The 20,249-nt window shown below is 46.2% G+C and carries 15 protein-coding genes; 4 read left to right on the forward strand and 11 right to left on the reverse strand.

Annotated features, from left to right (window positions below; all coding sequences use genetic code 11):
* Positions 1-17: 17 nt before the first annotated feature.
* Positions 18-1,349, reverse strand: coding sequence for an anaerobic sulfatase maturase (locus MSG38_RS02275; RefSeq protein WP_248400895.1), 1,332 nt, complete (start codon positions 1,347-1,349; stop codon positions 18-20).
* Positions 1,350-1,486: 137 nt separating this feature from the next.
* On the opposite strand from MSG38_RS02275, the gene MSG38_RS02280 reads away from it, so the two are divergent.
* Together MSG38_RS02280 and MSG38_RS02285 are read left to right on the forward strand one after the other, a co-directional pair.
* A complete protein-coding gene (locus MSG38_RS02280; RefSeq protein ID WP_048608517.1) occupies positions 1,487-2,275 on the forward strand; it encodes an SUMF1/EgtB/PvdO family nonheme iron enzyme in 789 nt (262 codons plus the stop codon).
* A gap of 178 nt (positions 2,276-2,453) precedes the next feature.
* Positions 2,454-4,136: an alkaline phosphatase family protein gene (locus tag MSG38_RS02285; protein ID WP_248400896.1), complete on the forward strand. Its 1,683-nt coding sequence runs from the start codon at positions 2,454-2,456 to the stop codon at positions 4,134-4,136.
* 139 nt (positions 4,137-4,275) lie between these two features.
* On the opposite strand, the gene MSG38_RS02290 is transcribed toward MSG38_RS02285, so the two are convergent.
* Positions 4,276-5,370 (reverse strand): substrate-binding domain-containing protein, encoded by a 1,095-nt coding sequence (locus MSG38_RS02290; RefSeq protein WP_050633486.1) that lies wholly within the window; start codon positions 5,368-5,370, stop codon positions 4,276-4,278.
* 81 nt (positions 5,371-5,451) lie between these two features.
* Between MSG38_RS02290 and MSG38_RS02295 the strand changes: the two genes are divergently transcribed.
* The gene (locus tag MSG38_RS02295; protein WP_048611123.1) at positions 5,452-6,570 is read left to right on the forward strand and encodes a substrate-binding domain-containing protein; all 1,119 of its coding nucleotides are present in this window, start codon (positions 5,452-5,454) and stop codon (positions 6,568-6,570) included.
* The gene (locus tag MSG38_RS02300; protein ID WP_050633488.1) at positions 6,567-9,041 is read left to right on the forward strand and encodes an EAL domain-containing protein; all 2,475 of its coding nucleotides are present in this window, start codon (positions 6,567-6,569) and stop codon (positions 9,039-9,041) included. The genes MSG38_RS02295 and MSG38_RS02300 overlap by 4 nt, the downstream gene beginning before the upstream one ends.
* Positions 9,042-9,103: 62 nt before the next feature.
* Here MSG38_RS02300 and yegS read toward each other — a convergent pair whose 3' ends face one another.
* The 9 genes from yegS to MSG38_RS02345 form a co-directional block, all read right to left on the reverse strand.
* Positions 9,104-10,009, reverse strand: a complete 906-nt coding sequence (yegS, locus tag MSG38_RS02305; protein ID WP_248400897.1) for a lipid kinase YegS — start codon at positions 10,007-10,009, stop codon at positions 9,104-9,106.
* 19 nt (positions 10,010-10,028) lie between these two features.
* Complete coding sequence (locus MSG38_RS02310) at positions 10,029-10,934, reverse strand: LysR family transcriptional regulator (RefSeq protein WP_048613320.1); 906 nt, start codon at positions 10,932-10,934, stop codon at positions 10,029-10,031.
* Between the two features lie 78 nt (positions 10,935-11,012).
* Positions 11,013-12,398: a BatD family protein gene (locus tag MSG38_RS02315; protein ID WP_248400898.1), complete on the reverse strand. Its 1,386-nt coding sequence runs from the start codon at positions 12,396-12,398 to the stop codon at positions 11,013-11,015.
* Positions 12,395-14,119 (reverse strand): VWA domain-containing protein, encoded by a 1,725-nt coding sequence (locus MSG38_RS02320; RefSeq protein ID WP_248400899.1) that lies wholly within the window; start codon positions 14,117-14,119, stop codon positions 12,395-12,397. Before MSG38_RS02320 ends, MSG38_RS02315 begins: the two co-directional genes overlap by 4 nt.
* A complete protein-coding gene (locus MSG38_RS02325; RefSeq protein ID WP_061038361.1) occupies positions 14,112-15,191 on the reverse strand; it encodes a VWA domain-containing protein in 1,080 nt (359 codons plus the stop codon). Before MSG38_RS02325 ends, MSG38_RS02320 begins: the two co-directional genes overlap by 8 nt.
* Positions 15,184-15,744, reverse strand: coding sequence for a DUF4381 domain-containing protein (locus tag MSG38_RS02330; RefSeq protein ID WP_086967880.1), 561 nt, complete (start codon positions 15,742-15,744; stop codon positions 15,184-15,186). Before MSG38_RS02330 ends, MSG38_RS02325 begins: the two co-directional genes overlap by 8 nt.
* Positions 15,745-16,707, reverse strand: coding sequence for a DUF58 domain-containing protein (locus MSG38_RS02335; RefSeq protein WP_248400900.1), 963 nt, complete (start codon positions 16,705-16,707; stop codon positions 15,745-15,747). It lies immediately after the preceding gene.
* Between the two features lie 12 nt (positions 16,708-16,719).
* The gene (locus tag MSG38_RS02340) at positions 16,720-17,703 is read right to left on the reverse strand and encodes a MoxR family ATPase (RefSeq protein ID WP_050643891.1); all 984 of its coding nucleotides are present in this window, start codon (positions 17,701-17,703) and stop codon (positions 16,720-16,722) included.
* A gap of 95 nt (positions 17,704-17,798) precedes the next feature.
* Positions 17,799-20,207, reverse strand: coding sequence for a tetratricopeptide repeat protein (locus MSG38_RS02345; protein WP_248400901.1), 2,409 nt, complete (start codon positions 20,205-20,207; stop codon positions 17,799-17,801).
* Positions 20,208-20,249: the final 42 nt, after the last annotated feature.

Below are 20,249 nucleotides of genomic sequence, written 5' to 3' on the forward strand. Positions count from 1 at the left end.
TTGATCCAAAGAACAAGTTAAAACTTGGTCTCGAACGTGGCTTGTTGCACCTGTTTTGCTCGATGCGCCATCAATACTGAGTCGCTGAATTTACCATGAGCAACAGGATGCCCCATCGCGCGAGCGATATACGCCATCGACTTATCGACATGAGAAAAGAACTTATGCCAACCTGCACATAAGTAGTTCAAGCCCGGTTCGCCTGCACGAGTTTTGATAAAGCGGTTCTTAGGGCACTCACCATGACAAGCGAACTTGTAATCACACTGCTGACATTGACTGGTCAGTGTACGGGATTTAGCAAAACCAAACTTTTGCTGTGGTGCGCTGTACGCTAAATCATCAAGTTTCTCGTGATGAATATTGCCAATTTTGTACTCAGGGTAAACATAGTGGTCGCATGAGAAAACATCGCCATTTGGCTCCATTGCCAAACCCTTGCCGCATATCTCGTTCAAGGTACACAGTGGGTTCGGACGCCCAATCCATGTTTCTACGCTCGCTTCAAAATACTGAACAAACACCTTGCCGATGTCGTTCTTGGCCCACTCATCAAACACAGAAATAAGGAAATTACCCCAAGCCAAGTCCGACACACACCACGATTCCATGATCGAATCTTTATGTCCGGGGATCAGGCGTTTGTCGCCTTGTTTGAGCTGCTCGCTCACTTGGGATGTTTGCGGTGCAACCGTTCTGAACGTTTTCTGTTCAACGATAGGAATAAACTGCATTTGCGGTGACTTCACCACATCACGTAGGAAGCGATAGACCTCAAGTGCATTTTGACTGGTTAGGTTATTCACACAGGTAAGCGTTGCGAACTTTACTTGGTGTTTATGCAGCAGCTCCACGGCCGCCATCACTTGTTTGAATGTGCCACGGCCAGCTCTGTTGACACGATAGGCATTGTGCAGCATTTCAGGACCATCAATACTCAAACCGATCAGGAAGTTATTCTTCGCAAGAAACTCAGCCCAATCATCATTCAGCAAAGTACCATTGGTTTGTAAATCGTTTGAAATTAATACGCCTTTAGGTTGGTACTTTTTCTGTAACTCAACCACGCGTTCAAAATACGCCAAACCCAGCATGGTCGGTTCACCGCCCTGCCATGAGAAGATGATTTCTGGTGTGTTTTGACCTTCGATGTATTGTCGGATGTAGGTTTCTAACGTCTCATCATCCATTCTTGGAGAACTGCCTTTCTTGTACTCCAACAAATCTTGCTTACTTAGGTAGTAACAATATTTACAGTCAATGTTGCACGCTGCGCCAATCGGCTTAGCCATGACATGCAAGCGCTTAGACGCTTTACCGTTATATTGTGGACCTTGAGTAATATGCATGATTTACCTACCTATTTTAGTATTCTGGAGCCATCATAGTTCCTATTCGATCAGGTGACATGTTATACCCTTTATAACCAATAGGAATGACCTTAAACGTTAGAATTAGACCCTATTTCGAACATCTGAGGCACGTGATGAAATTTCTTAATTACAAACAGTTAGCAACAATTAGCAGCGTCACCATGACTATTCTTCTGAGTGGCTGTGCAAGCGTGCCTACACACCCTATCGCCCAACAAATTGATCAAGAGATGGTGTTGGTTGAAGGCGGCACATTCACCATGGGTTCGAACGATCCAGAAGCGACCAAAGCAGAGCGTCCTGCACGTAATGTAACTGTAGATAGTTTCTATATTGCGAAGTTTGAGGTGACTCAAGAATTGTTCGAATCGGTGATGGGTTCATCTCTCAGTTATTTCCAAAACCCACAAGTCCCGGTCAATAACCTTAGCTGGCAACAAGCGAACTACTTCGTCGAGCAATTGAACGAACTTACAGGCGAAGAATACCGTCTGCCGACTGAAGCTGAATGGGAATTTGCAGCCAAAGGCGGCAACAAAAGCAAAGGCTATACTTACAGTGGTTCCAATAACTTAGATGATGTTGCGTGGTACTCAGCAAATTCTAAAAATAGCGCACATCCAGTCGGGCTAAAGAAACCAAATGAACTAGGCTTATATGACATGACTGGGAACGTGGGTGAGTTTGTTATCGATGCCTTCGACGACACCTTCTACCGATTCGGCCCAACAGACAACCCAAACAACGCAAAACACAGCGACGTTGGTTTATCACACAAATCGGTTCGCGGTGGCAGCTTTGCTTATGACGAAAATGAATCTGAAAGTTACCGTCGTGACTTCGCAAGCCAATCGATCACCATGTCAGATATGGGTTTGCGTTTAGTTAAGGATACGAACTAAAGCTGTTAACTAGCCAACGAAGCGAACTCGCTAAAGATGCCAACGGTTATGGTTCGATAATCATCACCAACAATACTAAAAATACGATTCGCACTGTACACACGTTAGAAATCTGGCCAAACGTTAGAAACCTGACCAAACATTAGAACTCAGCGGCAACAGTGAATAAGGAAACTCTATGCATTACACCAAGCTTTCAGGACTAACCCTCGCGTTACTCTGTGCTCTCCCTGCTTCGGCTGCGGAAAAGCCAAATCTAGTCCTTCAAATCACGGTAGATGGCCTGCGCGCAGATCTAATCGAACGATATAAGCACAACTTCGGTGAAGGCGGTTTCCGGTACTTAATGGATGATGGTACCTACTACACCAACGCAAACTACCAACATGGCAACACGGAAACGATCGTGGGCCATGTGTCGCTTGCAACAGGTGCTCCACCGAGCGTACACGGCATGGTAGGTAATGTTTGGTATGACCGTAGCGAAGAACGTTTGGTGTATAACGTAGAAGACGGTAACTACCAAATGCTGACCTCTGGTGCAGGTGTCGATAAAGCAACAGAGATCGACCCAACCCAGAAGACAGCACAAGGCGATGGTCGCTCTCCGGAGCCAATACTCTCCACCACGTTTGGTGATGAGCTGACTATTTCCAATAGTGGCAAATCAAAAGTGTTCGGTGTGTCTGTGAAAGACCGCGGTGCGATCTCATTGGCGGGACACAGTGGTAAAGCCTTCTGGTTCTCCAAAGCACAATCTGAGTTTGTCACCAGTAACTATTACTACGACGAGTATCCAGATTGGGTATCGCGCTGGAACGAGAAAGCGATTGCTGCTCAGTATTCCAAACAGAAATGGGAGCTCTCATTACCGCGTGATAAGTACACGTTGCAAGAACACGATACCGAGCACAAAGTGAAACTCGGTGATTTCCAACGTACCTTCCCTCACCCATACGGCCCGGCAAGTTACAAGTACTACAGCACCACCCTAACCGTCAGCCCTGCTGGTGACGAGATCACGGAAAACTTCGCTAGCACATTGCTGATGCAAGAGAAGCTTGGCCAAAGTGACGTGACCGATTATCTGTCTGTAAGTTTTTCATCAAACGACTACGTGGTGCACCTTTACGGCCCTGAAAGCCTAGAAACAGAAGACAACCTTATCCGACTTGATAAGACTCTCGCTAAGCTTTTCAAGACCGTTGATAACCAAGTCGGGCTAGAAAACACATTGATTGTGCTGTCTGCCGACCACGGTGTACCTGAATCTTCACCTGCGGCAAATGCGCTTGGTTTCAATCAAGCTCAATACTTCAATAAAGACACATTACTCTCGAGTGGTGTTGAGAAACGATTGAAGGATGAATTTGGTTTAACCAAAGACGCGATTCGCTTGTACGCACAACCTTACATCTATCTGAATCATGATCTGATCGCTGAGAAGAAGCTTGATCTGGCTAAGGTCCAAGAAGCTATTGCGGATGAAATAGCAAAAGTGAAAGGTGTTGCGTTTGCTGTATCAAGTAGTGACATTGCGGCTAACCGAGTACCGGATACGCATGTGATGCAGCTAATTAAAAATAACTACCACCCTGCTCGTTCTGGCGACGTGTACGTAGTATTTGCACCGCGCAGCTACATTAACGACATGGAAGGCCTCCAGATTGCCTCTACACATGGTTCTCCATGGAAATACGACACACATGTGCCGGTGATCTTCGCAGGTTACGACGTTGAAGCTAAGAAGGTATCACGAGCAGTGACGCCATATGATATTGCGCCAACGCTTTCGAACAAACTGGGTATCACCCAACCAAGTGGGTCAATCGGAGAAGTGCTGCAAGAAATCACGGAGTAGACTCAATCTCTAAGGTTCCGTGAGCTAGATTTCGAATCCGGAACCCACTCAATAAAAGAGCCGTTTATCTAATTCTGACTCACTAGGTCGAAACAGATAAACGGCTCTTTTTGATTAATAAAGGCTAGGTGGATCGAACCTAATTCTTGCCCGAGTAACGAAACGCTTCTCTGGTTAACTGATTTAATTGGTCGTCATTCATCTTGTTGTGCACAACGGTGATACGACCTAAGTAAACCAACGGGACTTCTGCCTCTCGCTCTTCCAAGTGAAACTTAATCGCTTCGGCCGTTGCCACACCAAGGTCATCACTCATTCGCATAGGCGTCGCGTCTAATTCATCGGAACGAATCTTTTCTATCTCTTTCGCAGTACCGCCCCAACCCGTTACATAGATTTCAGACAACATGTCAGCCTTGTTTAAAGCATCCACCGCTCCCATGGTCATCGCAGTATTAGCATTGTGAACCATGGTCACTTCGGGGAAGTTACCGAGTACCAAACGAATCCCATCGGCGCCACCAATCTTCTGGTATTGCCCGAAGTGCTCATATACCGTTAACCAATCGCCTTTTTCTTCTACGCAATCAATGAAACCTTGTGAACGTTGAGTATCTGTTATTCCCGGGATTCCTCGATTAGCTGAAAACTCGACTTCATTTCCGAGTTCTTTCACCACATGGTCACAAAGCACCTCAGCACCCATCGAACTGGAGAAATCAAACCAGCTGTCTGGTTGATGTTTCCATTGCTCATTCGGTGTGTGAAACGCCCAAATAAAGGTTTTGAAATCTTTGGAAGCGGACAGTTTTTGAATGTTGCCGGCTTGGATACCCAGTTCAGAAGGACCAAAAATGACGAAGTCATAAGGCGTCTCAGAATTCAGGACTTGCTCGATGTATTGGGTCTGTAATGAGTGCTCAATTTGCCTTGAAGTAAACTCACTGATCTCAAAAGGCAGCTCCAAAGCGATAAGTCTCTCCTTCAATGCGGTGTAATTTCTTGTCCAAAAGTCAGAAATATCTGCACTTGGATAAATCAGCGCAATTCTTACCGGTTTTTCTATCGACATCGGAGCTAATGAAATTGGCTCGCCACTTACAGTCTCTTGAAATTTTTCAAGTTTCTTTACATCAGCCTCCGACCTTACACCGTCTGCATTGACGTACAAAGGGAGGCAAAAACACGCTGTCAGTAGGGTTGGTAAAATATTTTTATAAAGTTGACCCGGCATAACTGTTACCAAATGTTTGAATGTTTATTAACAATATTATAAATATAGGGCGATTATAAGTTAAAGCGTTTTATAAGCCATATGAATAAGAGATTAAATTTTGCGAGTTTGTTGCTTGCTACTACTTGCTACTCTCAGAGTTTTGCGGGTAATCATGAAGACGATTTCTTCCAATATGCTGAAGAAAAAGTGATGCGTGCGGTTTCCAATCAGAGAACTTGGGATGGCCCAATGCAAGGCCCTGCGGTGCGTCATGAAAAGAACGTTATTTTTGTCGCGTCTGATTTACGTAATGGTGGCGTTTACGGTGTGGGTAAAGGCATCTCTGAGGCCATTTCAAACATCAATTGGCATCTAAGGTTCATTGATGGCTTAGGCTCAGAAGTACGCCAAGGCGCAGCTATCCGAAAAGCGATTGGCTTTGAACCCGATGCCATTGTTCTTGGAGGCATTGATGCTGTTCGACACAAAACCATTTTGAAACAAGCGGAAGACCTCGGAATCGTTGTTATTGGCTGGCACGCGACTGAACTGGTCGGTGGCAACCCAGAAATCGGCTTATACACCAACATCACCACAGACCCTCTCGATGTGGCGGAAGTGGCCGCGCTACTAGCAATTGTTAACTCAAACGGGCGAGCAAAAACCGTGGTGTTTACCGACCCGAACTATGAAATTGCGATGATCAAAGCCAATGCGATGGTCAACACCATCAAGCGTTGCGGTACCTGTGATGTACTTGAGTTGAACTACTTACCGCTCGATAAAATTGCTGAGCAGATGCCTGCGACGTTGAAGAACCTTGATGATCAATATGGCGAAAAAATCACTCATATCTTAGCCATCAACGACCTCTACATTGATTATGCGATCCCTTCTTTGGAATCTAATCTCGAAGAGTATCGGCTAATACCACAAAACATTTCAGCGGGTGACGGTAGCAAAGCCGCGTACAAAAGAATCAATAGCGGTCAATTCCAACTGGCGACAGTACCTGAACCCTTATATCTACAAGGTTGGCAAATTGTCGACGAGCTCAATCGAGCATTCAACCAGATGCCTCCGAGTGGCTACTCTGCCCCTGTGCATCTCGTCACGCCCGATAATGTTGAAGAACTCATCAGCCAGTCAGACAAAGGCATCTACGACCCTAAAAATGGCTACCGTGAAGCGTATCTGAAAATTTGGAAGCCACAATGAAACTACCTCAGATAAACATCACCCAACGGCTCATTATTTCGAATCTGGTTTCGCTATTGATTGTGAGCCTTGCGGTCATCATGGTGATCCGCTCGCTCTATTACGTCGAGTCGACGCTCAAAACGGAAACCTCGACACACGTATCAGATCTGATCGTTAACTCTGAAATCAGTCGTCGCGTGTTTACGCTCACCTCTCGAGTTAAGCTGCTGGAACAAACTTTTTTGTTCAGCGAAACCACGCTGTCTGAAGAAGCGTTCAATGTTGATTTCCAACTGCAACGACTGAGAGATCTTTCGACCAACGAAGGTTTCTCGCAAAAGATCGATGCCTTTATCGATAATTTCCACCGTTTCTTAGGCAGTTCGCTAGCACTGAATCGAATTCTAAAACAGACCAATCAAATCGACGCTGCGTTAGCCGAGCAACTTGATCAACTCGAATTTGCAATCGCCGACAGCAAGCTAAGGCACTTAGACCAACCTAATTTCATTCGTTATAACAATGAATTAGATCTCATCAACATGCTACGAGAGTCGTTTCTCACTTCGGGGAAAATGGTCGGTGACATTCACAGCCGCATCACGCCAGAAACGGAGAAAGTCCTGCTTATCGAAGTCGAGAAAGAGCTCGATATATTTTTGCTCCATTTAGAAAACGTCGATATCGAAACGTCAGCGGTGATTGCTGAGAAGAAAAGAATTCATCGTACAGTGAAACGATACAACGCGGCTTTGAAACGCATACGAGCGAATCTGGAACAGCGTTGGTTGGTGATGGCATCACTGCTAGTTGCTCAAAGTGACTTGTTGGAGATGGTAGAAAAAACCGAATCACGCGTACAAAGCCAAGCCTTAGAACTGACAGACCAGCTTGAACAAGAGATTGGTCTATCAAGGCTCAATGCGATTGTTATCAGCATTTCAGCCGTCGTGCTGTCGATGTTGCTGGTTAGCCACGTTGTTAGACACCACATTCGAAAGCCACTCAATGCACTTAGACATGGCTTCGACCGTTTAGAATCCGGTAGCCTCAAAAACCCAATCAACTTGGGCAGAAGTGACGAATGGTCTCACTTAGAAAAAGCCTATAACGACATGGCTTTAAGGCTGTCCGAGGCCTACCTCGACCTCACAGAAGAGAAGAAGAACTTCGACTTCCTCGCACACCATGATCCACTGACGAATTTGGCTAACCGACTGTTGGCCACCAAACAATTGGATGAAGAGATTAGAAAATCCAGTGAGAGCAACGCCTCTTTCTTATTGTTTTATCTTGATATTGATGAATTTAAGACCATTAACGACTCCTTAGGGCATGCGCCCGGAGACAACTTATTAGTCAATGTCTCTGACATTCTGAATAACTTAGTCGGCGATAAAGGCTTTGTTGCTCGAATGGGTGGCGACGAGTTCTTGGTTGTGTATTCCAACATTGGCTTAGAAGAAGGTGAACCGATCGCGGATCGCTTGAATCAAGCATTAAGAAAGCCGTATTACATCGATGATAATTCTATCTTCGTCTCCGCGAGTATTGGTGTGTGTGAGTACCCTACTCATGGTTTGGATCGTGAAACCTTAATTCGCAACGCAGATACCGCCATGTATCACGCCAAACGGAACGGTAGAGATCAATACAGAGTCTACGCGGATAAAATGACTCATGAAGTGAACGACTTAATCGAAACCAACATTGGGCTTCATCAAGCGATTGCTAACGACGAACTTGAAGTGTTCTTCCAACCTAAAGTCGACTTAGATTCACAAGGGATCATTGGCGCCGAAGCACTTATTCGCTGGCGACACCCTAAATTGGGCTTACTGCCACCGATTGATTTCCTTGAAGTGGCGGAGAAAAGTGACCTCATTATCGACATCGATAAATGGGTGTTTAAGAAAGTGGCGAACTTGATCACTGAATGGCAACGTGCGGGAATAGGCCTGCAAGGCGTGATTTTCTCAATCAATTTCTCAGCGAGAATGTTCTATATGACAGACCTCGCCGAGCAACTACAAGTGATACTGGATGAAACGGATTGCCAACCTCACCAATTGCTGCTTGAGATTACCGAAAGAGACATGATGCGTGATTTTGAAACCTGTTCGAGAACCATTGAGGTGCTTCATTCTAAAGGCTATAAGATTGCTATCGATGATTTTGGCACGGGTTACTCTTCACTGTCGGTATTGAAGAATCTTTCGGCTGATTGCGTAAAATTGGATCGAAGCTTTATTGAAGATATTAACTCATCAAAGGTTGATTACGAGATTACTTGTGCGGTGCTTAAACTCGCACAAATACTCGACTTTTCAGTGATTGCAGAGGGCCTTGAAACCCAGAGTCATGTAAAGACACTGCGTCAGATCGGTTGTAAATACGCTCAAGGCTATTTCTTTGCGCGTCCTCTGCCGATTGATGACTGGTTGTCTTACTTCTTGCTTAATTCAGAGCAAACGCAAAAAGAGGCATAACGAATCTTAGCGGAGTGAATAACCCTATCGGTCGATCACTCCGTTTACCCAACCGAAGTGGTTTACCGGTTTTTCACCAAACAAGGACTGTTTTCTGGCAACACCAAACAAATGCTGGATGGCATGACTTCAAAACGTATTTGGTTGGAACGATAAGGTTCACCATCAAGGTTAATGGGCAGTGACTGAGGAAAATCGATCTCTAACCAACGAGCTTGAATATGGACAATGTACTTGCCGTCGTCGGCTGGATTCTTGAGCTCTTCGATGACTTTTGGCAAATCAGAAGCCACGAAAGTTTTGACTAAAGTTAGATCCATCAAACCGTCATCAATCAATGCATTAGGCGCTAACTCTTGTCCTCCACCCGCTAAGCGACCATTACAAAAAGCACCAACAAGGATCTCGCCGGTAAAGCTGCCTTTGTCTATGGTCAACGTGCCACTGTAGGGCTTAAAGCCGAGTGCTTTCACCACCCCTGTTAACGTATACGCACCGCCACCGAGAAAATCTTTAAGCTCGACTGGCGTTTCAGCTGTGACTTCAGCACCAAAACCCGCCGCAGCGACATTCATAAAGTAGCGGTCATTCGCACGCACGCTATCCACTGCAAACGCCTTGCCTTCCAGCGCTAGTTCGAAAGCACCCGAAATATCATTAGGTATTCCCGTTGCGGTAGCAAAATCATTCGCCGTGCCCATGGGGATAATCGCCAGTTGTGGTCTTTCACTCGCACGGAACTGGTTGAGCGCGTTAACGGCTTCATTCAACGTTCCATCGCCACCCGCCACAATCAGACGCTTAACACCATCGCATATTGCCTCGCTTACCAAACGGAACATATCCGACGATTCCCAAGTCACTCTAACTTGCAGGTCAATATCATTGTCCCTCGCCGCAAAGATGGCTTTCCTTAATTCCGGGATATTGGCTTTCTTTCCGTTTAAAATCGCGCGAATGCTTTCCATGGCTATGTCCTTGTATAGGCTAACTTGATAACTCTTTTGCTGCCGCTTTGATCTTAGCTCGTAACCACTTATGGCTTGGTTCATTGGTACGGCTTGGATGCCAAATCATACACATATCGAGGTCTTCCAACTCGAAGGGCAATGGCAGTGTTTTTACGGCGTACTTTTCAGCGAAACAACGCACCGATGAAATAGGCATTACACCGATGTACTCAGAGCCTTCGATAACAGGCAGCATCTCTACAACGCCCGCTGCGCGATACACGATTCTACGTTTCTCAAGGTCACTGTAGTGTTCAGAGCTCAATAAGCTTTTGCGCGCATGCCACCTTGATACAACCACATGTTCGAGTGCTAAGAACTGTTCCATATCGATCGTATCGCCAACCGTAGGATGATCACTACTACACACCACGACCAACTCTTCTGTAGAAATCACCTCGTGCTTAAGCATGGTTCTTCCTTTAGGCGTCATATCAACAATCACGTCATGTCTTTGCAGCCTTAAATCAGACTCATAGTCTTCGGTAAACAGAGGATGAACCTCTAACGCGATACCTGGCGCAACTTGGCTGATTAACTGCATGACTTTTGGCATCATTTCGTAGCTCGCCGCCGAGACGCAGGCAATGGAAAACACACGGCCAGATGTTTTAGGATCGAAGTCTCTTGATGCAGATAAAGTAGAAGTAAAATTTTTAAGTGCAGCGGCCATTGCAGGATAGATATCAATCGCGAATGTGGTTGGCTCTACGCCTGATGTGGTGCGGTGAAACAGTGGCTCATCATAGATATCTCTCAACCTTGCAAGTGCTTTACTCACTGCTGGTTGGCTTATATCCATGCGATTAGCAGCCCTAGATAAGTTCTGCTCTTCATAGATAGCAACAAATATAGGAATTAGATTTAGTTCGGTACTTTTCATACAGTTCCATATTAAAGAAGCAGGTTCCCTATAATAGAGAACCTGCCGATTATGTTCGATGCGAATAACTAAAGTTTGCTACTTAGTTCTATCTTTTAAGTCTGGCAAGGCTTTAGGGATTTTCAAGCGGGCGAAAATCGAACGCGAATGACTTGAGTTTGATTGGTCACTAGGCAGGTTCCGTAACCCTTTCCATAAACGCATGAATACGTTTTTATCTTCACATCCTTGTTGAAGGGCTTCGCTATCTTCTAGCCAACGCTTTTGTCCGTTCGCTTTACCCAGTTGCTCTTTACTTAGCTGCGCTTTATTCAGTTCTAACTGAGAGGTTTCATTTCGCAATTGACGGTAGATAAAGGTTCTTAATGCAGCCCAATTACCTTGCTTGAGTAAACGACGTAATACTAGCCAACTCGGTGTTGGGCGATTTGCGTAGTAACGCTTAACGGAAACAATCAACGCAATGCAGACCAACAACGCCAAACCAACAGTAATAAACACCGACATGTAGGCCTTGATGAAAGATTGGACTGTGTGTTTGGCTTCAAACACTTCGCCTTTAATCACCACTTTTTCGAGCCGTTGATTCTTACTGTCCCACCACTGAAATGAAAACTCCGGCAGAGTAAACTCACCACCTTGTTGAATCACATATACCGTCTCTTCAACTCGGCTTGAGCGATAATCACCTCGTTCTTGAGTATCATCCAAACGGTTGGGCTGTGGGTAAGCTTGGAACTGCTGAGTGGACTCATTGGTTAGCACGTCTGGCAGCAACACAGAAAGGCTGTCTTTTGCCTTAATCGTGATAGTTCGAGTAATAGCATCGCCAACTTTTAGCTCTTCACTCGAGCGTTGCCATTGTTGCTCTACATCTACCTCTGTCGCAGAAAACCAAGGCGTTTCATTATCGAGTAAACCTGAAGGCAACGAAGCTTCAAACTTAATCGGCTGCGTGTAAAGCGTACCGCCCACGTTTGAACCATCAGGAGCAGAAACTTGGATACGAACCGGTACGGTTGGAATAACAAACTCGCCAGAAGTCATCGGATAAAGTGTCACTTCCCAACGCTGACGTGACCATGTAGTACCACCGACTCTTTCTGTGTAGTTCGTGGCAAGTTGATTACGCTGTTTAGCGATCACATTAGGGATTTCGATACTGCCAATTCGAGTGCCGCCTGTTAACCAGCGCGGTGTCGCCACCTCAATGTTCAAAATGACCTGCTCATTTACGCTGACTTTGGTCGGCGTTATCTTGTCGCCTGACTTGGGTTTCTCGCCCACCCAAGCGATAAGCTCAACGTCACCACTTTTTTGCAGATCGAAGATATCGGCAGCAGCAACAGCAACAGCAGGAAAAAACCAACTCAACATTAGAGCCATCGACAACAACCATGTGCGGGCTGTAAATCGCGCGCCCTTTGATTGAATCGCTTCAAGAGCTAAATCGTATCGACTCATTGTGTTTGCTCCTGTTTTGATGCCTGTTCCTGTTTTGGCGCCTGTTCAATAGACGGTGCAGGGTCTCTTAACTGAATTTGGAACTTGGACTTCAAGAAGAACTTAGGATCCGCTTCGACGCGTTTTAACCACTTGTCGGCAAGCTCTTGGCTGCCCAAGATTTCATTGGCATTCAGCGTTTCCTTGAGCATCAATTCCGCTACCGTTTCTTCTTCAGCACCATCACCCGTTCGCGGCTGATCGTCTTCGAGTTCTAAAGATTCTTCAGGGCCATCTGTGGTTCCAGACTGGCTTTCACTGGTTCGGTTTACCTCTTCGACAATTCCGCTAAGCACAGCAAGATTGTTCTCCACATCCGTTCTTAGTTCTGGTGACAGATCCTCTTTCTCACTTAATGATTTCAAGAGGTCTCGTGCGGCAAGGTATTCACGCTGCCTGGCTAACGCGCTCGCCGCGTTGTACAAACCAAGGTCAGTTTTGGTTTGCAGGAATGCACTGTGAGCGAGCTTAAAATCACGAGCATAGTAATAAGCCGCGCCCTTTCGCATTGGGTCAGTAAAATGTTTGGCAGCTTGAAGATACTCTTTCTGGTTCAACAGGCGTTGACCTTGCTGATCGGGCGTTAACCATAAGTCCCACCACCATTGAGCTGTTTTGTCCCAAGCCGTAACCGACTCCACCACAACGGGTTTCTCAGCGGTTAAGTTGACGGTTTTCGCCAAAATGCTTGGTGAATACAGGCTGCCCGAAATCACTAGACCAACGACACACCACTGCACCAGCCAGCCTTTTCTGAACCACAACAACATGATAATCGCCATTGGGATAAGCAAGCCATAGCCCATGTCTTTCCAAGGCATTGAAGATTCGCCGTTGAGCTGCATGTTTCTTTCAACCGCTCTGTTCAGTTGTTGGATATCCGAATCATCAACGGTCACCTCAACCACTCGTCCGTCCGTCTTGCTCGCTAAGCTACGCAATGAATCGAGATCGACTGGATTATCACTCACCACATTGCTATTTCCTGCGGCTAGAATGAGCAACTGATACGGATTGTCGTTAAAGAAACTCTCGTACGCCCTAATGGTGCTTGGATTCACACCATCTGATACCAACAACACTGACGAACCTAACTCACCAGACAATTGCTGATTGATGAGCGGCAACGCTTCTTCTGCTGATTTACCTGACACAGGCATAATGTCAGGTGTAATAGCTGCTAGAAACGGTTCAAATACCTTGCTGTCCTGCGTGACGGGCATCGCGACGTGTGCACTACCGGCATAAACCACTAAACCCGTGTTTCCGCCTTTGCGAGCTGCCAATAAGTCTCTAATTTTCTGCTTAGATCGTTCCAAGCGACTTGGAGGTAAATCTTTAGCAAGCATAGATTCACTGTTATCAAGAACAACCAACATCGACGCTTTGTCTTCACCAAAAGGCGATGCTTCACGCTGCCATGTTGGGCCAGAACAGATAATGATGGCGATAGTTACAATCACCACCAATAGCTTCAATGGCAGCTGCTTACGCCAGCCTGTTTCGCCAATCGTCAATGCATCACGTAAATGTGCCGGTAGAATGTCTTTCCATGTTGGTTTGGTCTCTTCTCTCCAACGAACCCATAACAGGAATAACATTGGAATAAAGGCCAACAACCACAATGGTCGGATAAAATGAAACTGGGTAAAGAACTGTTGTATCGTGAGAGAATCAGGCATCACTCTCTCCTTTCAAATTCTTAGCCGAAGAAGCAAGCAGCGATCTTCGGCGTATCGTTGCTAAACTGAATGCGGTCAAATACATCACTACAACAATCGCCATCAAGTAGTGGTGTAGCCCCTGTTTAGGACGATAAGTGGTGCTCTCATACAGCTGAGGTTCTAGCTCACCAATCTGAGCATAGGCTTTGGTCAGTTCGTCGCGGTTAAGCGCTTCAAAGGCTTCGCCTCCAGACTCTTGAGCCACACGCTTGATGGTTTCCATATCCAGAGCAACCTCTCCGACGGTTTGCGGATCGCCCATCGCAATAACGTGAATTCGAACGCCTTTAGCCTTCGCGACTTTTGCAGCATCTATAGGCTCAACAAAACTTCCTGTATCATTACCGTCTGTTAGTACGATCACGACTTTCTCTTTTTCGTTGGTGTCGACGTTTGAATCTTGAACGGCAGCACTTTGCTTTTCACTCTGTTCAAACACCTTGATCGCCAAGCCAATTGCATCACCTAGGTGCGTACTTTGTCCTGCCATCGCGACATCGGTTTGATTAAGCAGTTCAAGCCACACATCTTGGTCCGCGGTAAATGGCGTTTGTACAAACGCTGCATCACCAAACAAGATCAAACCGAGTCGGTCACCTTTTCTGGTTTTCGCAAAATCAGCCAGCACCTCTTTGGTCGCATCTAAACGAGAGATTTTATCACCTTGTTTAGAAGTGAAATCTTGCTCCGCCATTGAGCCGGATAAATCGACCACCACCATCACATCACGACCCAATTGTTCACGAATTTGTGGCTCACCAAGAATGGTTGGTTTCGCTAACGCACACACGACCAATACCCAAGTAATAATGAGCGTGGTTCGTTGCCACCAGCTTGGTGTTAACTGGCTTGCACCTTCTGACGGAGCTTCCCCAATCGCTTCAACCAACTCTCGAAAAAATGGTACCTTAATCGCCATTTGCTTAGTTCGATAAGCTGGCACGGCAAAGTAGACCAACAACGGCAGAGGCAGCGCGATAAACCACAGCGGGTGCGCAAATTCAAAGCTGGCAGATAAAACATCAAACATTGTCTTGCCCCTCAGCCATTACCTGTACATTCGGTTTTGTTTGTACATCGGGTTTATGAAGCTTTAGCCACATCATCGCGGTTTGAATCACCTCTAAACGCTGTTCAAAGCTCAAACGCACATTAGGGTCAATTAGGCTCTGCATCCATAATTCCGAAACTTCATCGGCAAAGAACGCATTGCTGTTTTCACTGGTGTTAGCGCTAACTGGCAGGTAAGCGTTTAAACGGTTCACATAAGCTTGGCCAAACAACTTGGCATTGCTGCTGTCTAAGTAGCGAAGCACCACTTTCAGTACCTTGAAAGTTCGTTCGGTTGAGTTCTTGTCTCTTGCATCCAATACCATGAGCTCTTGAAGCGCTTCTTTACGATAACGATTATTCCACCATCTCTGCGCCAAACGATAAGCCAGATAGATAGCGACCAATAACAGAATAACGCCGAAGATCTTCCAACCAATGGTTTGCGGCATCCAGCTCACGCTCTCGGGAATGGCGACATCATGTAGGTCGCGAAGGATATAAGTACTTGGAGGCGTATGTTCAACGGCCATCTAACGCCCTCCCACCAGCTTTTGAAGCTGTGATATGTGATTGCCTGAAGTGTCTAATTCGATATAAGGAAGGTTTTTCATCGCCATCAATTTAGCAAGAGACTGTTTCTGGATCGCCGCTTTTTGGGCAAGGCTTTCGCTTGCGAGGTTAACCTTAGATTGGCTATCCAGATTCAGTTGAAAGCGACCATCACCCACCACCCAGTTTGCGCTTGCCAGATCTTGAGGCAATGATTGTTCTAATGGATCGGTGACCATAATGGCTAAGATATCGTTGTGTTGTTGCAGTTGCTTGAGTCGGTCAAGATGTTGCTCTTGGCAATCTCGCCAATCACTAATAAAGATTAAGGTCGATTGCTTTAATCTCATTCGTTTTATCAGTTCAATCCACTGGCTAAACCCAACACCTTGGCTGTCGCTCACACTGACACCTAAGCTTTGATTGGCTTTGGTGAGGTGTTTTAGTTGAGCCAATAAGTCCGATTGAGAACGCTGCGCTTTGGTATGAAAGAGCTTTTGGTGTGAAGCTAAAACGAAGCCGACACGGTCACCATCTTTCAGCACTCGCCACCCACACAGTGCCGCCACTTCGGCAGCCACAACGGATTTCATGGTGTTTTGAGAAGCAAAAAACATCGAACTACGCTGATCGACACAGATCATCACATTACGGTCTTTCTCTTCGGTATAACTACGAACATGAGGTTTACCTGTTCGCATCGTGACTTTCCAATCGAGGTTACGAATGTCATCACCAAGTTGGTAGTGACGTAACTCCTCAAAATTCAAGCCTCGACCTCGGAACAATGAGTTGTGTCTACCCGACAGCACACTGCCCGCCTTTAGATGAGGCAGTAGAGAAAACGACTCAGCTTGAGCCTGAATTCGCACTAACCTTGAGTAATCACAATACAGTCGTGGATCAAGGCCTTGCGATTTGGGAGCTTGTGTTGGCTTCGCCATGACGTCCCCTAGTTATCCGATCTCAACATTATCAAGCAGTTCTTCAACCACTCTTTGATGATCAACGCCATCGGCCAATGCATCGTAAGACAGTGAGAATCGGTGACCTAACACGGTTGGCAACATGGCACGTACATCGTCTAACGTGACGTGGTCACGCCCTTGAAGCCACGCATAAGCGCGAGCACATTTATCCAACGCGATGGAAGCTCGCGGGCTTGAACCAATCTCAATCCATTTAGACAAGTTTGATTCTGGGTAACGCTCTGGCTTACGAGTCGCCATCACCAAGGCCACAATGTAGTTCTCAACTAAATCGGAAACGGCAATATCTGGAAGTTGGCGGCGAGCTTCAAGTACCAACTCAGGTTCAATATGCTCTGGAGTGACTAATTCCGAACTGGTCTCGCTGCCTAACTCTTCGCTACGCACCAGTCGAATGATGTCGCGTTCAGCTTCATCTTCTGGATAGTCGACCGTCACTTTCATAATGAAACGGTCCATTTGTGCTTCAGGTAGTGGATACGTACCTTCTTGCTCAACTGGGTTTTGCGTAGCGAGCACCATGAATAAATCTGGCAGGATATGAGTTTGACCACCCACCGTAATCGTCCCTTCCGCCATCGCTTCAAGCAGAGCCGCTTGTACCTTTGCGGGCGCACGGTTCACTTCATCGGCTAATACAATGCTGTTGAAAATAGGACCCGGTTGGAAATGCAACTGAGGCTTTCCATCAAGCTCTTGATACACTTCTGTACCCGTCACATCAGATGGCAGCAGGTCTGGCGTAAACTGAATTCGACCAAAACTGGTGTTCAGTAGATTCGCCAGCGATTTTACTGAGCGAGTTTTCGCTGTACCGGGAAGTCCCTCTAAAAGCACATGGCCATTAGTCAATAACCCTATCACCAGAGCCCGAACGACGTGGCTCTGACCGATAACACTTTTCTCTGTTTGTTCAATCAGTTGGTTTATTGCTTGTTGCGCATGGTTCATAGGTCTTCCCTTAATTCAATCTGGCTGCGTACATCCTACTCACAAGCCCCATAACTATTAGTTATAAGCTCGATAGCCAAGCTCACCTCATCGCTTTATTTAAACCTAGCTTTCAATTGGTTAATGGCCTCCGGCGGTGCCACTTTGCTCAATGATGAAATACATTGCTCAAACGCCTTTGGTACGCCCGGTATATGACTGTTTCGCGCCAACACTTCACACTGGGCATACAGGTGCTGTGGGTTGCGGCTAAATTGGTAAGCCTTATGCAGTGATTGACTTGCCGCAAGCACATCCGATTTCTCCAAAGCCAATCCGTACACATACCAATATTGAGGATCGGTTTGTGCAGTTTCAGCGGCTTGTTTAAGGTAGTCCGTTGCTTGTTCGTAATCTTTCACACGAAGCAGAGACAATCCTGTGCTGTATGGCAAAACACTCGATTTAGGCTGAGCTTCAATACCTTGCTTCAAGGTCGACAACGCTTTTGCTTCGTTACCTTGCGCTCGATACAAATCCGCCAAGTTGGCGTAGCTGTTTTCGAAGTAAGGCTCAATCTCGATAGCACCTTGATAGAACTCAACCGCTTTATCGTGCTGGCCTAAATCTCGGTAAACGTTGCCTAGGTTAGTACGCCCAAACCCTCTGTCGGCATTAAATTGCTGTATTTCAATGTACTCTTCCAATGCAGGCTTGATTTGGTCTTTCTGCAAAGGATTCATTTCTCCCCAGTAACGCACTAATGCGCCTGCGGTTTCTGAACGAATCGACAATACAGGATCTTTCAGTAGCGGCTCTAGAATCTGCCAACGGTCGGTAAATGGGAAACCAGACGAGCCTTGCACCACACCCAAACGGATCATTTCATCATCGTGTTTCACCGCTCTTGCCAGCGAGATCAGCGTATTCTTACCCGTATTACCGCCCAAACGTTCTAAGCTCGATGCTCGAATGATATTGCTTAAGCTGGAATCCTGAGCCGAATACGCCAACGCATCCTCTGCCCCTCGGTGTCCTATTGAGTCAGCATAAAAGGCAACGGCAAAATGCTGCTGGTTACGATACTTAGAATCTGGGAACCACTCACCGATTTGCTTATCTGCCCACTGGTCAGTTTGATCTTCATGACAGCTAGTACACACGTTCGGCGTTTTAATGTGTTGGCTAATATCAGGACGGGGGATATGCCAACTGTGGTCACGCCTTGGATCCACCTCCATGTAAGTCGTCTCTGGCATGTGACAAGTGGTACATTGTGATGCTTCGGTATTGGCTTCGTGGAATGTGTGCTTTTCAGGCGTGTATTCCGATGCAATGTGACATTGGCTACACACGGCTTCTTCCGCAATTTTTAGTTCAGCAGTGTGGGGATCGTGGCAGTTAGTACATGTGACGCCTTTTTCAGCCATCACGGATTGAAGGAAAGATCCGTAAACGTAATCTTCATCGTAGATTTGACCATCGTTGTGGTAAAGCTCAGGAGTAATTAAGCTCAGGCGATACTTATCAAAGAATGACCCGTTCACGTGGTCGCCTGTTTCATTCAACTGAGTACGTCGGCTGTGGCATTGAGCACAGGTTTGAACTTGATTGGTATGGATGATGTCTTTTGGTTGCAGGGTTGAATTACCCTCTTGATAGATCCACTCTTTCACCGACTTCGACAAGTCGCGATCAAAACCATAATGCGCCGAAACTTGAACATCCTTTCCACCGTTAGCTTTTGCTAGCTGGGCCTGTTCAACGTGCTCACTCGCAGGGCCATGACACGCTTCACAACCGACATTAATCTCAGACCAAGTAGTGTTGTAGGTATTACTCGCGCTGTCGTAGTTTTTCTCTAGATTCGTAGAGTGGCAATCAGCACACATGAAGTTCCAGTTTTGACCGCTGTTGGTCCAGTAGAATTCATCGGTATTGGTGGTATCAGGATAGAGGTGAAACCAGCGTTGACCGCCTTCGCCTTCAGTGCGAGAGTCCCAAGCGAATGGAATCAACTGTACACGGCCATCTTCAAATTCAACCATGTATTGTTGTAGTGGTTCAAAGGCAAAGGTATAGCTGATTTTGTAATCTTTAAACTGGCCGTCTGGCCCTTCGATATTGACCCAGAACTCTTCGCCCTTGCGAAAAAATCGGTTGGGTTTACCGTCATGAGAGACTGTTTGATCGTTGAAATCGCCTAATACAGATTCGTCTGTAGCGTGCTTCATCGCCATATCATGATGAGAGCCCTCCCACGCTTCGACTTCTTCACTATGACAATCAATACACGCTTCCGAACCGACATACGTGGCTTTAGAGCCGATAGGTAAAGCGTCAGAGCTAACGTGTGAAGCTACAGAACTGGTCTTTGAAATATCAGAGTTGATATTAGGATCTTGCTCGTTGGCATAAGCGTTCAAACTGAACAGCGACAACATCAGTGGAGACAAGATTGCGGATAATACTGCGACTCGCTGGCGTTTCAATCCGTTTACCAGTAAGCACAACCATGCAGACATAACATTCCTTGTTTTTATACATCCTTATGCTTAATAAGGTAG

Origin of the sequence: Vibrio sp. 1CM24A (genome assembly GCF_023161725.1) — a bacterium.
GTDB classification, from domain to species: domain Bacteria; phylum Pseudomonadota; class Gammaproteobacteria; order Enterobacterales; family Vibrionaceae; genus Vibrio; species Vibrio coralliirubri.

Coding starts and splice junctions, on each gene's coding strand:
- MSG38_RS02300 (WP_050633488.1), top strand. CDS start 6,567: ATGAAACTACCTCAGATAAACATCACCCAACGGCTCATTATTTCGAAT.
- MSG38_RS02285 (WP_248400896.1), top strand. CDS start 2,454: ATGCATTACACCAAGCTTTCAGGACTAACCCTCGCGTTACTCTGTGCT.
- MSG38_RS02345 (WP_248400901.1), bottom strand. CDS start 20,207: ATGTCTGCATGGTTGTGCTTACTGGTAAACGGATTGAAACGCCAGCGA.
- MSG38_RS02330 (WP_086967880.1), bottom strand. CDS start 15,744: ATGGCCGTTGAACATACGCCTCCAAGTACTTATATCCTTCGCGACCTA.
- MSG38_RS02295 (WP_048611123.1), top strand. CDS start 5,452: ATGAATAAGAGATTAAATTTTGCGAGTTTGTTGCTTGCTACTACTTGC.
- MSG38_RS02290 (WP_050633486.1), bottom strand. CDS start 5,370: ATGCCGGGTCAACTTTATAAAAATATTTTACCAACCCTACTGACAGCG.
- MSG38_RS02335 (WP_248400900.1), bottom strand. CDS start 16,707: ATGGCGAAGCCAACACAAGCTCCCAAATCGCAAGGCCTTGATCCACGA.
- MSG38_RS02320 (WP_248400899.1), bottom strand. CDS start 14,119: ATGCCTGATTCTCTCACGATACAACAGTTCTTTACCCAGTTTCATTTT.
- MSG38_RS02280 (WP_048608517.1), top strand. CDS start 1,487: ATGAAATTTCTTAATTACAAACAGTTAGCAACAATTAGCAGCGTCACC.
- MSG38_RS02315 (WP_248400898.1), bottom strand. CDS start 12,398: ATGAGTCGATACGATTTAGCTCTTGAAGCGATTCAATCAAAGGGCGCG.
- MSG38_RS02325 (WP_061038361.1), bottom strand. CDS start 15,191: ATGTTTGATGTTTTATCTGCCAGCTTTGAATTTGCGCACCCGCTGTGG.
- MSG38_RS02310 (WP_048613320.1), bottom strand. CDS start 10,934: ATGAAAAGTACCGAACTAAATCTAATTCCTATATTTGTTGCTATCTAT.
- MSG38_RS02340 (WP_050643891.1), bottom strand. CDS start 17,703: ATGAACCATGCGCAACAAGCAATAAACCAACTGATTGAACAAACAGAG.
- yegS (WP_248400897.1), bottom strand. CDS start 10,009: ATGGAAAGCATTCGCGCGATTTTAAACGGAAAGAAAGCCAATATCCCG.
- MSG38_RS02275 (WP_248400895.1), bottom strand. CDS start 1,349: ATGCATATTACTCAAGGTCCACAATATAACGGTAAAGCGTCTAAGCGC.